13 protein-coding genes and 1 pseudogene are annotated in these 13,701 nt (G+C 44.0%); 7 read left to right on the top strand and 7 right to left on the bottom strand.

All coding sequences use genetic code 11. The annotated features are described in order from the left end of the window. Positions 1-26: 26 nt before the first annotated feature. The 3 genes from lptB to tatC are packed head-to-tail and all read right to left on the bottom strand — an operon-like array spanning position 27 to position 4,107. Entirely contained in the window at positions 27-758 is a 732-nt protein-coding gene (gene lptB / locus KFE98_06160) for an LPS export ABC transporter ATP-binding protein (GenBank protein ID UTW63725.1), read from the bottom strand. 1 nt (position 759) lies between these two features. Further along, positions 760-3,261: a carboxypeptidase-like regulatory domain-containing protein gene (locus tag KFE98_06155; GenBank protein ID UTW63724.1), complete on the bottom strand. Its 2,502-nt coding sequence runs from the start codon at positions 3,259-3,261 to the stop codon at positions 760-762. Then, positions 3,262-4,107, bottom strand: coding sequence for a twin-arginine translocase subunit TatC (gene tatC / locus KFE98_06150; protein UTW63723.1), 846 nt, complete (start codon positions 4,105-4,107; stop codon positions 3,262-3,264). It lies immediately after the preceding gene. A gap of 148 nt (positions 4,108-4,255) precedes the next feature. Here tatC and KFE98_06145 point away from each other — a divergent pair, with 148 nt between their 5' ends. Together KFE98_06145 and KFE98_06140 are read left to right on the top strand one after the other, a co-directional pair. Next, a complete protein-coding gene (locus KFE98_06145; GenBank protein ID UTW63722.1) occupies positions 4,256-4,690 on the top strand; it encodes a heavy-metal-associated domain-containing protein in 435 nt (144 codons plus the stop codon). A 108-nt stretch (positions 4,691-4,798) separates the two neighbouring features. Continuing rightward, a complete protein-coding gene (locus KFE98_06140) occupies positions 4,799-5,845 on the top strand; it encodes a COX15/CtaA family protein (protein ID UTW63721.1) in 1,047 nt (348 codons plus the stop codon). On the opposite strand, the gene gldD is transcribed toward KFE98_06140, so the two are convergent. The 4 genes from gldD to mutY all read right to left on the bottom strand — a co-directional run bounded on the left by gldD (position 5,802) and on the right by mutY (position 9,380). Beyond that, positions 5,802-6,362, bottom strand: coding sequence for a gliding motility lipoprotein GldD (gene gldD, locus KFE98_06135; protein ID UTW64652.1), 561 nt, complete (start codon positions 6,360-6,362; stop codon positions 5,802-5,804). The genes KFE98_06140 and gldD overlap by 44 nt on opposite strands. A 40-nt stretch (positions 6,363-6,402) precedes the next feature. Further along, entirely contained in the window at positions 6,403-7,749 is a 1,347-nt protein-coding gene (gene gldE, locus KFE98_06130) for a gliding motility-associated protein GldE (protein UTW63720.1), read from the bottom strand. A 28-nt stretch (positions 7,750-7,777) separates the two neighbouring features. Continuing rightward, positions 7,778-8,242 (bottom strand): single-stranded DNA-binding protein, encoded by a 465-nt coding sequence (gene ssb / locus KFE98_06125; protein UTW63719.1) that lies wholly within the window; start codon positions 8,240-8,242, stop codon positions 7,778-7,780. A 79-nt stretch (positions 8,243-8,321) separates the two neighbouring features. Next, on the bottom strand, positions 8,322-9,380 hold the full coding sequence (gene mutY, locus KFE98_06120) for an A/G-specific adenine glycosylase (GenBank protein ID UTW63718.1): 1,059 nt from the start codon (positions 9,378-9,380) through the stop codon (positions 8,322-8,324). 150 nt (positions 9,381-9,530) lie between these two features. On the opposite strand from mutY, the gene KFE98_06115 reads away from it, so the two are divergent. The 5 genes and pseudogenes from KFE98_06115 to prfB all read left to right on the top strand — a co-directional run bounded on the left by KFE98_06115 (position 9,531) and on the right by prfB (position 13,672). Then, on the top strand, positions 9,531-9,824 hold the full coding sequence (locus KFE98_06115) for an integration host factor subunit beta (GenBank protein UTW63717.1): 294 nt from the start codon (positions 9,531-9,533) through the stop codon (positions 9,822-9,824). 5 nt (positions 9,825-9,829) lie between these two features. Continuing rightward, on the top strand, positions 9,830-10,297 hold the full coding sequence (locus KFE98_06110; protein ID UTW63716.1) for a tetratricopeptide repeat protein: 468 nt from the start codon (positions 9,830-9,832) through the stop codon (positions 10,295-10,297). 230 nt (positions 10,298-10,527) lie between these two features. After that, the gene (locus KFE98_06105) at positions 10,528-12,081 is read left to right on the top strand and encodes an Rne/Rng family ribonuclease (protein UTW63715.1); all 1,554 of its coding nucleotides are present in this window, start codon (positions 10,528-10,530) and stop codon (positions 12,079-12,081) included. A gap of 20 nt (positions 12,082-12,101) precedes the next feature. Further along, positions 12,102-12,572: a RecX family transcriptional regulator gene (locus KFE98_06100; GenBank protein UTW63714.1), complete on the top strand. Its 471-nt coding sequence runs from the start codon at positions 12,102-12,104 to the stop codon at positions 12,570-12,572. Next, positions 12,569-13,672, top strand: a pseudogene (gene prfB / locus KFE98_06095) (peptide chain release factor 2). The gene KFE98_06100 and the pseudogene prfB overlap by 4 nt, the downstream one beginning before the upstream one ends. The last annotated feature ends 29 nt before the right edge of the window (positions 13,673-13,701 follow it).

Here is a 13,701-nt window from a genome sequence, read left to right as displayed (position 1 = left end):
AAAAATGGATGTGGCTGAAGGGTGGTCTAAACTTTCCGTTGTAGAACGAAGTTCTTTCCGAGGTAAACCCGTCTTACCTGTTCGTCATTGGCCAATTCTTCAGCCGTCCCAGCTTTAAGAATTTCACCCTCAAAAAGCAGGTAGGCCCGATCGGTAATGGAAAGGGTTTCCTGTACGTTGTGGTCGGTAATCAGAATACCAATGTTCTTTTCTTTCAGCTTACCCACAATGCCTTGAATGTCTTCTACCGCAATTGGGTCAACGCCGGCAAAGGGTTCATCCAACAGAATAAAACTGGGGTCTACCGCCAGGGCACGAGCAATTTCCGTTCTGCGTCGCTCTCCACCAGAAAGAAGGTCTCCCCGGTTTTTGCGCACATGGTCCAGACTAAATTCATCGATAAGCGCTTCCAGCTTGTGGTTCTGTTCCTTTCGACTCAGTTTAGTCATTTCCAAAACCGCCTTGATGTTATCCTCAACGCTCAGTTTTCGAAAAACAGATGCTTCCTGAGGTAGGTATCCGATTCCTTTTTTGGCACGCTTATACATGGGGAGATTCGTGATCTTTTCGTCGTCCAAAAAGATCTCACCACCATTGGGCTTTATAAGTCCTACGGTCATGTAAAACGTGGTGGTTTTTCCAGCACCATTAGGACCAAGGAGACCCACAATTTCTCCTTGCTCTACATTGACCGAAACGCCCTTTACAACGGTTCGACTCTTGTACTTTTTAACCAGGTTTTCTGCTCGTAGAATCATATTAGAATGCGAATTGCAAAGAAAAGGCTAATCCGAAATTACGAACCCTCTTCACGTCATTACCCTTACTAAGATTTGTTAAGCGCCATAGCCCATCAACCCTTAGAATTTTAAAGATGTTTTCGATCCCTACACCCATTTCCACGTAAGGCTTCGTAAGTCCGGTAAGGGTAGTAGGAAAGATCATTTCCTGTTGATTGGCCGCAGAAAGATTTCCGGCAACCCCTTTTACGTGGATCACCTCTCTCCATTGCAATTTTCTCATGTAAGGAATTCGGTTGAGGAATATTCCATTGAAGTGATGGGTCAATCCCGCCTCGATGTACTCATCACTGGCATATTCGTAGTAGTTCATCAAGTTGAAAGCCAGGGGATCGTAAAAGAAGGTTTCGTTACCGTTATGCAATTCGAGTGCAGGGAAAGGGACTAAGCCCCAGATTTTTCCAGCACCCACTACCAATTGGGTATAACCAAAGGGATTGATGTAAATTTTGTCGGTGAGGTAAACAAATAGTTTTTGGTACTCGTATTCACTTCCCAATACTCCCTTGAGTCCAAAAGTAGCCTGGACGCCTACCACCGGGTACTTACTTCCGAGGCTGTAACGGTCAAAGGACCCCAGTACAAACTTTTCCCGCAGGGCCAGGCGCATACCGAGTTCTACCTCAGTAAATTTGACGTATCCGGCATCGCGTACCACGCCATCATCCCCTTTATGCTCAAATTTGAGCAGGTCGCTCACCGACCATAGAGAGCGGTGTTGAAGTTTTAGGTTGTGCGAAAATCCGTCGGACCAGAAGTGTTCCCAGCGAATTTTATAGGATTCTACCGCATTCAATTGGTTCGCTGGGTTGGCCCTGAAAATCGAAGCTAACAGATTGTCTTGATCTTGAAAATTGACACTCGTACCCAGCTGCTCAATGTCGCGGTTGTAGTCAATATGGATCATGCTCCAGGGCTTCCTGCTGAAGAATATATCCGTACCCGCGGCATACTTAAACTGTTGATCCTTGGTTCCGTAGGCCAAATAACCGCGTAGGCGAATCTTTTCATTGAACTCCTTCAGAGTTCGGGCTCCCATTTTAAAACGATGACCTTCAATAATGTTGAAGCTATAAATGCTGGTGTATGGTCCCAGTTCAAACTTTTCGAACTCTTTATAACCCGTCGTGATAATCTTGATGACATCCACATAAGTCCTAAAGGCTGGAACCTGATTCAGTGTGTCTACCATTTCGTAGACCTGAGATTCCGTTTTCGACAATTCTTCGTGGCGGGTACTCTCCCAATATTCCCTGGTTTTTTGGTTGGCATCGTCTTTCACAACAATGTTGGTCCCTTCGGAATAAAAGGTACCCGGTCGGGGTTTGTTGATGGTGAAATTTCGATAGGATGAAGTCTTTTTACCGTAGATTCCAATGGTTCGATCGGCGAGGTTGAAATCCACCTCCATGTAGTCTCGGGTAAGCATCCATACCTCCTTCTCCACCTGGTTGTATACCTGGTGAATACTCAAATCCTGCACGAAGTTGATGTTGGCGCTTTTAGAAATCGTTGCTTCTACTTCCTTTACCGCGTAGGTGGTATCTGCGATCCACATATAGCCGGTAAAATTCAATTCGTGCTCCCGACGTGGAACAAACTTGATTTTGTAGCACCAGGTATTTTCTACAAAGGAGCTATCGATCAGGTAGTAGCGGTAAGAGGCCTTTCCCACGTTGGCCACAGGGCTTAGGAAACTTTTGTTGAAGATTTTGACGTAGTTGTCATAGATATTCACGTTTTGGTACATATCTCCCAAAAACTGCTGAATACTCTCATTTTTTACCCCCGAAACCATCGTTGCCTTGATGATTTCCTTATTCCGTTTGGGAATGCGGGTGTAGTAATAATCCGACATCGATTCGGTCATGAATATGGGTAGGAAGGGCTTGTCGCCAGTACTATCTACATAATCGAATACGAAATCAAACTTCTTCCAAACCTTTCGGCTTTTGAATTTTTCGTCAATGTTGTTGAGGTCAAACTCCACCTTGTTGTACACCTCATATTCATAGGCGTCGAGCTTGGATTTGTTGTTGATCTTTTTGTTAGCCAACACCTTGTCCAGAATGACGAGGGCTGGATTGATATCCTTTTTGTCCGGTCTAACGACCACCTCCTGAAGTTGCACCCCAGGTTGCAGGTTAAAGTTGATCGTTTGAATGACGTCACGTTTAACGCGCTTGGTTTGTTTGATAAATCCAACCGAAGAAGCGATCAGTGAGTCTGTGGGGTAATAAGTCTCCAGGGTAAAATAACCGTCCAAATTACTTGTTGTTCCAATCTTGGAATTCTTGAAGGCAATATTTACAAAGGGCAGGGGCTGTTGGGTACTGGCATCAAGCACACGACCTTTTACGATGGTTTTTTGAGCCATCAGCGGCGAGCTGCTTAGAGCGAGCATCAAAGTCACTCCCAGAAAGAGTGCTCCTCTCAATACCGTATCCCAAAAGGTTTGCACCTAACTTTCAGTTGTTTTAGTAACGCGGCGTGAAATAAAGATACTGATCTCGTACAAAAACACCAACGGAACCGTTACCAGCAATTGACTGAAAACGTCGGGTGGTGTAATAAAGGCCGAGAGAATCATAGATCCGGCAAAGGCATGCCTTCTGTATTTCTTCAGCACCAGCGGGCTCAAAATACCCAGTTTGGTTAGAAAATAAACAATTATTGGTAGTTGAAATACCACACCACAAGCCAGTACCACAGTGGTTACTGTGGAAATGTAAGTGCTCAAAGTAGGTGTGTTCAACACGTTTTCGCTGACCGAGTAATTCATAAAGAAATTGACCGATAACGGACTAATCACAAAATAGCCAAAAGCCACACCGCTCAAAAACAATACCGAGGTGAAAAATACACCGCCTCGGGAGTAATTTTTCTCTGAAGGATTGAGCCCGGGACCGATGAAACGCCAAGCTTCCCACAGTACGTAGGGTATGGCGACAATAAGTCCGGCAATGAGGCTAACCATGATATGGGTGGTAAACTGCCCAGCCATCGTCATATTGCGCAACTCGGGTAAATTTTGTCCAATACAAAGTAAATCGCCACCTAAAAAAGGAAGCCAGGACTGCAATTTGGCGGAAAACCAACAAAGGGCTCGAAAGGTGATGAAATCAGAACTTTTGGGGCCAAAAATGATCTCGTCAAAAAGAAACTTTTTATTGAAAAAAGCAATGAGTCCAAACAGGATGATGGCCGCAGCGCTGCGTACCAAATGCCACCTTAGGATTTCCAGGTGATCCAAAAATGACATTTCCTCTTCTTCTACCCCAATTTCCTTGTTCTTCTGCTCCGCCATAATTGAGCCGCAAATATAGTGGATACAGGGGAGAGGGCCGAACCTGTGAAAAAATTATAAATCCTTGAAAATAAGGTGCTTTTTTTTGCGTTTCTGCAGGCAGAACACTGGGCTTGTATTACTTTTGAGTCACCTAAATCTGTTTATCATGAAAAATGGCCTTATACTGGGGCTTTTAGCATTGTTGCTTTTCACGGCTTGCTCTGATAACAAACCTGAAGCCACCGAACCATCAAGAGTTCAATTTACCCTTTCTCATTCCAGTTATGATGATTTGTACCAGTTGGAAAATCAATTGAGCCAATCAGAAGGTGTGATGAGCGTAAAAGTTTTTCCAGAAGAAAATCGGGTAGAGGTAATCTTCGATAAACAGCTTACGGACTCAGAAGAAATAATTTTGGTGTTGGATGAACTTCCCGCCAGTTTTGGAGAGCTTCCTGTAGAGCCCACTGCTCAGCTGAAACGAGCTTCTGCACCAGAATTGATCAACAAAGATGTGCTCTTCGAAAAGATTTCTTTCCCGAGTATTTTTGATGCACTAATCCTGGCGTACCGCAAATCAGGCGGCTATTCTCATCATTAGAATTCCACCGGGATTAACTCCCTTTCTTTTCCTAAAATAGTTGAACCAATGTTCGTTTGACGCGTCTTTGGAATATACCTTTGCGCGGTAAATTCTGGAGCACTTGCTATGACAAATTCGGTTGTTTCCCGACCAACAGAGCGTCAAAAAAAGATCATTATCACCTGGTTAATTACCGGGGCAGTTATGGTTTTTATCATGGTTATGATTGGAGGGATAACCCGGTTGACCCACTCTGGGCTGAGTATGGTCGATTGGAATCTTTTTATGGGTTCCATTCCTCCCATGAATGAAGCAGACTGGCAGGATAAGTTTGATCAATACAAGCAGTTTCCGGAGTTTCAGGAACTCAACTACCAATTTACCCTCGAAGACTTTAAGTCCATCTTTTGGTGGGAGTTCATTCACCGCGATTTCGGCCGGTTGATTGGCTTGGTTTTCCTGTTTCCTTTTTTATTCTTCTGGTGGAAAAAATGGCTCAATCCTGTTTTGATGCGGCAACTGCTCTTGGCCTTTTTTCTGGGTGCTTTCCAGGCCTTCCTGGGCTGGTTTATGGTAAAAAGTGGATTGAGTCAGGAGCCACGGGTATCCCATTACCGGCTGGCCGCCCATTTGATCACAGCCTTCCTCACCTGCGGTTGGTTGATTTGGGTAGTGGCGGAATTGAAATGGCCGGAGCGAGGTAAAATAGCTTTTCCTGGAATTCGAAAAGGAATCGTTTGGCTTATTGTCTTAACCCTGATTCAAATCCTTTATGGTGCCTTTGTTGCCGGTCTGAGAGCAGGATGGGTTCACAATACTTTCCCTTTAATGGATGGTCAACTTATCGCTGATTCGGTGTGGTTAGGGGATTCATTGCTCGAAAGCTTTCTTCAGGGAAAATCAGGGGTGCAGTTTGTTCACCGAACCTTGGCCATGATCTTGTTTGCTGGGGTTTTGGTTCTGTATTTCAAGGCCATGCGATTGCCTATTGACAAGCTTCAGGTTCGAGCCATCCGATTGACAGGACTTATCGTAATGATTCAGTTTTTGCTCGGAGTGGTCACCCTGTTGCTCCAGGTTCCAATTGCTTTGGGAATATTGCACCAGTTAGGCGCTTTGTTGTTGCTGCTTACGCTGGTTTTTGGCCTGCACCGTTTCCGTAGTCCCAGCTAAAAGATTCAATCAAGCGACGTAAATCTTCTTTGATGTAAGCGCTGACAGGTTCCAGGGAATCTGAATTAGGCGCTACATTAAAATACATGGACCCCGATAAAAAGTGATCGGTGCTATCGGTCAAAAAGAACTGGAAGTTGGTTGCCGTATTTCCCTCAAAATTGTAGATCAGCCCATACACTCGTTTTTCAGGATTTTGAAAGAACTGCTCTTCGATGGCATCCGCTCTCACGGTGTGCTTCATGGCCATGTTTCTGGAATCTTCCAGGTATTCATCAAGGTTGTTTCCATCAACGCCCACGTAGGTCAGGTGAATGGTAGCGCGATGTTGTGGGTAGTGTAAGTTGACCCAGCATTTTTCTTGAGCCCGTTGACTCATGGTGTCCAGAAGAGAGCGAACCGGGTAATCAAAATTGTAAGGGCAGGAACCGGAATAATGCTGGTATTCTTTTTCAGGTAAGTCGATACGGAAATAGCCCAGTGGCTTTGGTGTATAGCTTGATTCTTCGCAACCCATGAGGAGCCAGCCCGAAAACAAAACGCCCAGCGTTGCCCACTTAATCTTTTTCATCATTTTCCGCTTCTTCTTCAACCTCCTGAATGGTCACCTTGATGGTGTCAATTTTACGTTTATCCGCAGCCTCAATAGTAAAGAGGTAATTATCAAATTCTACTTCATCTGCCTTCTCGGGAATACGACCGGCAATTTCGATAACAAAGCCAGCCAGGGTGTCTGCTTCGCCCTTGGATGCTTCAAACTCCTCTCCCTCGAGATCCATCAAACGGTAGAAATCTTTGAGTAGTGTTTTACCCTGGAAGATGTAGTTGTAATCATCCAACTTCGAATAGGTGATGTCGTCATCGTCAAACTCATCGGCAATATCACCAACAATTTCTTCAATAATGTCTTCCAGAGACACCACGCCCGACGAGCCGCCATATTCGTCTACCACAATGGCCAGGTGAATTTTCTTTTCCTGAAATTCTTTGAGCAGGTCATCAATCTTTTTGTTTTCCGGCACAAAAAAGGGCTGGCGTAACAATTGATTCCAAGCCAAATTCTTTTCACCTAAATGAGGAAGGAGATCCTTGATGTATAGCACGCCCTCCACCTTGTCGAAGTTGCCTTCAAATACCGGAATTCGGGAAAATCCAGAATCCAATATCTGTTTTCTTACGGTTTCAAAAGGTTCGTTTACATCCAATGACATAACGTCTACCCGGGCAGTCATGATTTGCTTAACCTCGGTGTTTCCAAACTTGACGATTCCTTTGAGAATGCGGGTTTCTTCTTCTTTTGAGTCCTCGTTTGAGGTTAGTTCCAGGGCATGTGATAATTCGTCTACCGAGATACTTTCTGTTCGCTGCTTAAACCGCTTGTTGATGATATTAGTAGAATAGACCAACAAGGCGCTTAGGGGATAAAAAATCTTACTTAACAGGAATATCGGAAAGGCCATTAACCCAGCCAGTCTTCCAGCGTTTCGGCTGGCATAAACCTTTGGGATAACTTCCCCGAAAAGGAGAATTAAAAAGGTGATGACGATTACCTGAATAATAAATGCCATGAACTCACTTCCTTCAAAATCGAACAGCGTGGAGCTAAGCGAGGTGGACAGGAGAATAATCGCGATGTTGATGAAGTTGTTCGCAATCAGAATCGTGGCCAGCAGGCTATGGGGATTCTGTAGTAGTTGAAAGATCAACTGGTGTGTTCGGTTGTCGCTTTCCTTGAGCTCCTCCAATCTTTTTTGGTCAAAAGAGAAGAAGGCAATCTCCGATCCTGATACCAATCCTGAGGCTAACAGGAGTAATAAAAGAACAAGAAAACTAATGATGGAGCCCAAGGTTATTGGGTTCAGAGCAAACAAATATATCCACTGCGGTTCAGGGGGAGGTTCCATACCTTAGCAAGTTCCTGAGGAAATCATTTTAGAAAGGTAAATCATCGTCTTGAGAATCGGAAGCGATGTTGGTATTTTGTTCCCCTTCTGAAATGTTTTGTGAAGCTCCTGGTGGAGCAGAGCTGGCCGGTTGGCCACCTGAAGAATTCTCTTCATTTCTACCACCCAATAAGGTTAAGTTGTCTACGATAACTTCGGTTACATAGCGGGTTTGATTGTTCTGATCTTCGTAAGACCGGGTTCTTAATCGACCCTCTACATATACCTTGTTCCCTTTTTTGAGATATTGCTCTACAATACCTACCAATCCGGGACGCCATACCACAATATTGTGCCAGTCAGTTTGTTCCTGTCGGTTGCCATTTTTGTCTTTGTAGGTTTCAGTGGTAGCAATAGGAAAATTAGCTACACCACGTCCTTCCTCAAAATAGCGAACCTCTGGATCTTTACCCAGGTTGCCGATCAGAATTACTTTATTTACACTTCCTGCCACTAATAATTGGGTTTTAGTTGTTTGGAGCTGAGCTAACTTTCTATGATTCTGTTAAGTAAGCCCTCTTCAGTTGCCAAAATTAATCATTATCGCTGAACAAACCTGTTAAAAGGTGCTTATCGACAATCCGTGGAACAGCGAGATTTTTCAACTCCTCAATAGAAACGATTCGTTCTCTTTCCTCTAGGTCAGGAAATTCATGGACTTCAATTTCCCAAAATCGGATGTGTAATTTCCGGTGGCTCAAAACATGGGTATAGTCCGGTGAAATGTTATGAACTTTAACCTTATTCAAATTTCCGATCAATTCGGGTAGAATATCTTCGGCAAATGTTTTTTGACTGATCCGATTTTCAGATTGACTCAGACGAAAATCATAAAGACCTGCCCAAAATCCGGTTTCAGGTCTGCGATGGACCAATAATTCACTGCCTTTTCGCAGTATTACATAATTAAGGTATAGAGATTTTTGTTTGGTTTTCGATTTTTTGATCGGCAGTTCTCCCACCCGGTTGGTTTCAAGTGCGACACAGTCAATCTGCATAGGGCAGGTGAGGCACGAGGGATTTTTGGGCGTGCAGTGCAGGGCCCCGAATTCCATGATAGCCTGATTATAGGTTCCTGGTTCGCTGCGATCCAAGAGGAGTTCACTGGCTTCGGCAAAGCGCTTTTTTCCGGTAGTGGTGTCTATAGGATCATCAATGCCCAGCACCCGGGAAAGAACACGGTATACATTTCCATCTACCACCGGCACGGCTTCGTTGTAGGCAAAAGATGCAATAGCAGCCGCCGTGTAGGGGCCAATTCCTTTCAATTCGAGCAAGCCGAGGTAGTTTTTCGGAAACTTTCCACCTCTTTCAACCACCTGTTGGGCCGTTTTTAACATATTTCTTGCCCGATTGTAGTAGCCTAATCCTTGCCAAAGCTTCAAAACGTAGTCTTCTTCCGCCTCGGCCAGATCAAAAATTGTGGGAAAAGCAGCCAGGAATTTTTCGTAGTAAGGAAGTCCCTGAACCACACGGGTTTGCTGAAGAATTACCTCGGATAACCAGATGGGATAAGGGTCTTGAGTTTGCCTCCAGGGAAGGTCTCTTTGGTTTTCAGAATACCAGTTCAGGAGTTTTGCGTTAAGTTCCAATGTGTTGTAATGAATTCGTCAACAAATTTAAAGGATACTATTTGTATGGTATTCTATTCATTGTTGTATATTTGCACCCCTTTACGAGGGGTGGAAAAGCATTATAACGTTCTAAATATTAAATACATACAAGTAAAAAATAGTTAAAAAATGACTAAGGCTGAAATTGTAAATGAGATTGCGGAGAGCACAGGAGTTGAAAAATTGGCTGTACAGACGACTGTTGAAGCCTTCATGAACGTGGTGAAGAGCTCTATGATCAATGGAGACAACGTTTACTTGAGAGGTTTCGGAAGCTTTATCATTAAAAAGAGAGCAGAGAAGACAGGAAGAAACATTTCCAAAAACACAAGTTTGGTAATTCCTGCTCACTACATTCCGGCATTTAAACCATCTAAATCTTTTTCCAACGAGATTAAGACCAAGGTAAAAGTAGAAGACTAATACCTATGAGCCTTTCCCGAGGTCAGTATATCGCCATCCTATTGGTTGCTCTTGTTGGGGTCACCTTAGCATTTCTGCCGCATCATTCTGATGTGGACCCATCAGCAGATTTAAACCAGAAGGTAATGGAAGCAGTTGAGATCATCGAAAGTGGTACTCAGCCTCCGATGAAAGCTATCGGGATGCTCAAAGAGGTCTTGGAAAAAGATCCAGAAAACGAATTGGCCTTGTATCAATTGGGGAAATTCTCCATGATCTCCGGTCAATTTGACAAAGCGAAAATTCGATTGGAAAACCTCCTTGAGGTAAATCCTAATCACGACGAAGCTCGACTTATGTTGGCTCAGTCACTTCTCGCTTTACAAGACACTGCAAAGGCGGTTGAGCAATATAGCCGCCTTTTGGAGACTTCGGACGATCCGAACTTCAAAGAAGAAGCAAGAAATTATATTGAGAAATTGAAAAATCTTTAGTTATGCCAAGTGGTAAAAAACGTAAAAGACACAAGATTGCTACCCACAAGCGCAAAAAACGACTGAGAAAAAACAGACACAAACGTAAGAAGTAATTAAGATGACTTGCTCCGGATTGTTCCGGAGCAGGTTTCTTTATTTTACGTTTTGTTTGGGAAGGTCCTTCGTCGCGGATGAAGAGAACCTTCAGAGAATTAAGTTTCTTTATTTTCCAGTTAATTGGCTTGTAAGTGAATAAGGAGTTAATCATAAATTCTTCTCCTTCGGAAGTCCGATTAGCCTTATTGGAAGATAAGCGTTTGGTTGAACTCCATGCGGAGAAGTCTGACATCGAATTTGCTGTAGGCGATTTATACCTGGGCCGGGTGAAAAAACTGGTTCCGGGTTTGAATGCTTGCTTTGTTGATGTTGGTTACGAAAGGGATGCTTTCCTGCATTACCTCGATCTAGGCCCACAGCTTAGGTCCTTGCAGAAGTATGTCCATCTGGCCCGTAAAAAGAAGCGCAAATCCTCCTCACTTTCCGACTTTAAAATGATGGATGACATCAACAAAGACGGAAATATTAAAGAGGTCTTTGTGCAAGGGCAGGAAATTTTGGTACAGGTTGCCAAGGAACCCATTTCAACAAAGGGTCCACGCATCACCTGTGAGATTAGCCTGGCAGGTCGATTCCTGGTTTTGGTGCCATTCTCCAACCGGATTTCCATATCACAACGTGTTCGCAATCGCAATGAACGCGCCCGACTTAAAAGCCTGATTGAGAGTATTAAGCCCAAAGGTTTTGGGGTTATTATTCGCACAGTTGCCGAGAATAAGAAGGTGGCTGAACTGGATCAGGATTTAAAGGATTTGGTGACAAAGTGGGAAGCCATGTTTGACAATTTAGTCAAGGGTAAGGCTCCTAAAAAGGTATTGGGCGAATTGAACAAATCGGCTGCTATCCTAAGGGATATGCTTAACCCGAGCTTCAACAGTATCGTGGTGAATGATCCCAAGTTGTTTGACGATACCCGAAACTACCTGAACACCATTGCTCCTGAAAAGGTCAACATTCTCAAATTACATAAATCCAAAGTGCCTGTTTTCGACCAATTTGGAATCGAAAAGCAGATCAAAGCTCTTTTTGGACGCCACGTCACCATGCCTTCCGGGGCTTATTTGGTGGTGGAGCATACCGAAGCTTTGCACGTGATTGATGTAAACAGTGGGAATACGGCTAAATCAGAGGATAACCAGGAAACCAATGCGCTTCGTGTAAACAGTGAAGCGGCGGAGGAAATTGCCCGACAGCTTAGGTTAAGAGATATGGGTGGAATCATTGTTATTGATTTCATCGATATGCGCAAAGCCGAAAGCAAAAAGGAACTGGTGACCAAGATGAAGGAGTACATGCGTGCGGATAAGGCAAAGCATCACATTCTTCCACCTAGTAAGTTTGGGTTGGTGCAAATTACCCGTCAGCGGGTAAGACCAGAAATGGATATCAAAACTTCTGAAGTAATTCCTACCAAGGATGGAAACAAGGAAGTAAAAGCAACCATTCTGATCATTGATGATATTGAAAACGCATTGGAGCGGGTAGCTCGATCTACGGAAGGAAATTTCCGTTTGCATTGCCACCCATTCATTGAAGCTTACCTCAAAAAAGGTGGCTTGATGTCCTCTTACCGTTGGAGGTGGATTCGCACCTACAAAAAGTTTATTAGCATCACGTCATCCAACTCGCTGCAATTGGTAGATTATAAGTTCTACAACAGCAAGGATGAGGTTATCGAAATCTGATCTTACCTTTGAGCCTTAGCATGGCAATTCAAAGGCAAAAAAAGATTTCTTTATCCGAGGCTAAAAGCCGCATTCTGAATTTCTGTGTCAAGCGGGAACGGGCACACGAAGAAGTACGCCAAAAGTTACTGGCTTGGGGAGTACATCCTGACCATACAGAAGACCTGATCGGATTTTTAATCAGTGAGAATTTTTTGAACGAAGAGCGATATGCAAAAGCCTATTGCCACGATCGCTTCCTGTTTAGGAAATGGGGTAAATTGAAGATCGTTCAAGGATTGAAGGAAAAAAAGATTTCGGAGTTTTGTATCCGCCTGGCACTGGAAGAAATCAGTGATGAGGAATACGAAAAAATGATCTTTGATGTGGGCGAAGGAAAACGTTCCCGTCTCTCCGGAGATTCTTTTGAAATAAGAAATAAGCTATACCGCTTTCTGCTACAACGAGGGTTTGAGCCGGAAGGGGTTCGCAAATATTTGAATCAATTATGATTAATCAGGAACAACTCAAAGGGTTGACTGAGCGCCTGGATGCGCTAAGGGGGCATCTTTGACGTAGATGATCTACGCGAATTTGTCAACGACGAAGAACAAAAAACACACTCTCCCGATTTTTGGAATGACCCGAAAGAAGCCGAGGCCGTTCTGAAACAACTCAACAAAAAGAAATTCTGGGTTCAGGCCTACGACGAGGTGGCTGGACTGCTGGATGATTTGGTGGTACTCCGCGAATTTTTTGAGGAAGGTGAAGCCAGTGAAGAGGAAGTAAATGCCCTTCACGAGAATCTGGTTGAAAAGCTCGAGGAAGTAGAATTCAAGAACATGCTTTCAGGTGAAGAGGATGGGTTAAATGCCATCCTTGAGATCAATTCTGGTGCAGGTGGTACCGAGAGTCAGGATTGGGCTGAAATGCTGCTCAGAATGTACGTAATGTACGCTGATAAGAATGGCCTGAAAGCAACGGTAACAGAAAAGTTGGATGGTGATGGCGCCGGTATTAAATCGGCCAGGGTTGAGATTGAAGGCGATTTCGCCTATGGATACCTGAAAGGGGAGAATGGAGTTCACCGATTGGTACGTATTTCCCCTTTGATTCCAACGCAAAACGGCATACGTCCTTTGCTTCGGTTTTCGTTTATCCGGTGATTGATGATACGATTGAGATTGAAGTAGCCTCTTCAGAGATTGTCTGGGATACTTTCCGCTCAGGTGGAGCTGGTGGACAGAACGTAAACAAGGTAGAAACCGGTGTACGTTTGGAACACAAGCCTACGGGAATCATTATTCGGAATACTGAATCAAGATCACAGCTGCAGAACAAGGAAAACGCCATGCGATTGCTCAAGTCCAAGCTATATGAGCTGGAGTTACGTAAGCGTGAGGAAGAAAAAGCAGCGGTAGAAGGATCAAAGATGAAGGTGGAATGGGGTAGTCAGATTAGAAACTACGTATTGCACCCCTACAAACTCATTAAGGATTTGCGCACCAACCATGAAACTGGAAACGTGCAACAAGTGCTCGATGGAGGATTGGGTGATTTTATCAAAGCCTATTTGATGGAATTCGGCCAATCGAAGGGAGCAAAAGCCTAATAGAATTCTGGAAAACATGCCGGCGTTTT

The organism is bacterium SCSIO 12741 (assembly GCA_024398055.1).
Taxonomy (GTDB): domain Bacteria; phylum Bacteroidota; class Bacteroidia; order Flavobacteriales_G; family Salibacteraceae; genus SCSIO-12741.
Note: the sequence above shows the minus strand (reverse complement) of the source record. Positions and strands in the feature narration are given on the sequence as shown.

Coding starts and splice junctions, on each gene's coding strand:
- lptB (UTW63725.1), bottom strand. CDS start 758: ATGATTCTACGAGCAGAAAACCTGGTTAAAAAGTACAAGAGTCGAACC.
- tatC (UTW63723.1), bottom strand. CDS start 4,107: ATGGCGGAGCAGAAGAACAAGGAAATTGGGGTAGAAGAAGAGGAAATG.
- KFE98_06145 (UTW63722.1), top strand. CDS start 4,256: ATGAAAAATGGCCTTATACTGGGGCTTTTAGCATTGTTGCTTTTCACG.
- KFE98_06140 (UTW63721.1), top strand. CDS start 4,799: ATGACAAATTCGGTTGTTTCCCGACCAACAGAGCGTCAAAAAAAGATC.
- gldD (UTW64652.1), bottom strand. CDS start 6,362: ATGGGTTGCGAAGAATCAAGCTATACACCAAAGCCACTGGGCTATTTC.
- gldE (UTW63720.1), bottom strand. CDS start 7,749: ATGGAACCTCCCCCTGAACCGCAGTGGATATATTTGTTTGCTCTGAAC.
- KFE98_06115 (UTW63717.1), top strand. CDS start 9,531: ATGACTAAGGCTGAAATTGTAAATGAGATTGCGGAGAGCACAGGAGTT.
- KFE98_06110 (UTW63716.1), top strand. CDS start 9,830: ATGAGCCTTTCCCGAGGTCAGTATATCGCCATCCTATTGGTTGCTCTT.
- KFE98_06100 (UTW63714.1), top strand. CDS start 12,102: ATGGCAATTCAAAGGCAAAAAAAGATTTCTTTATCCGAGGCTAAAAGC.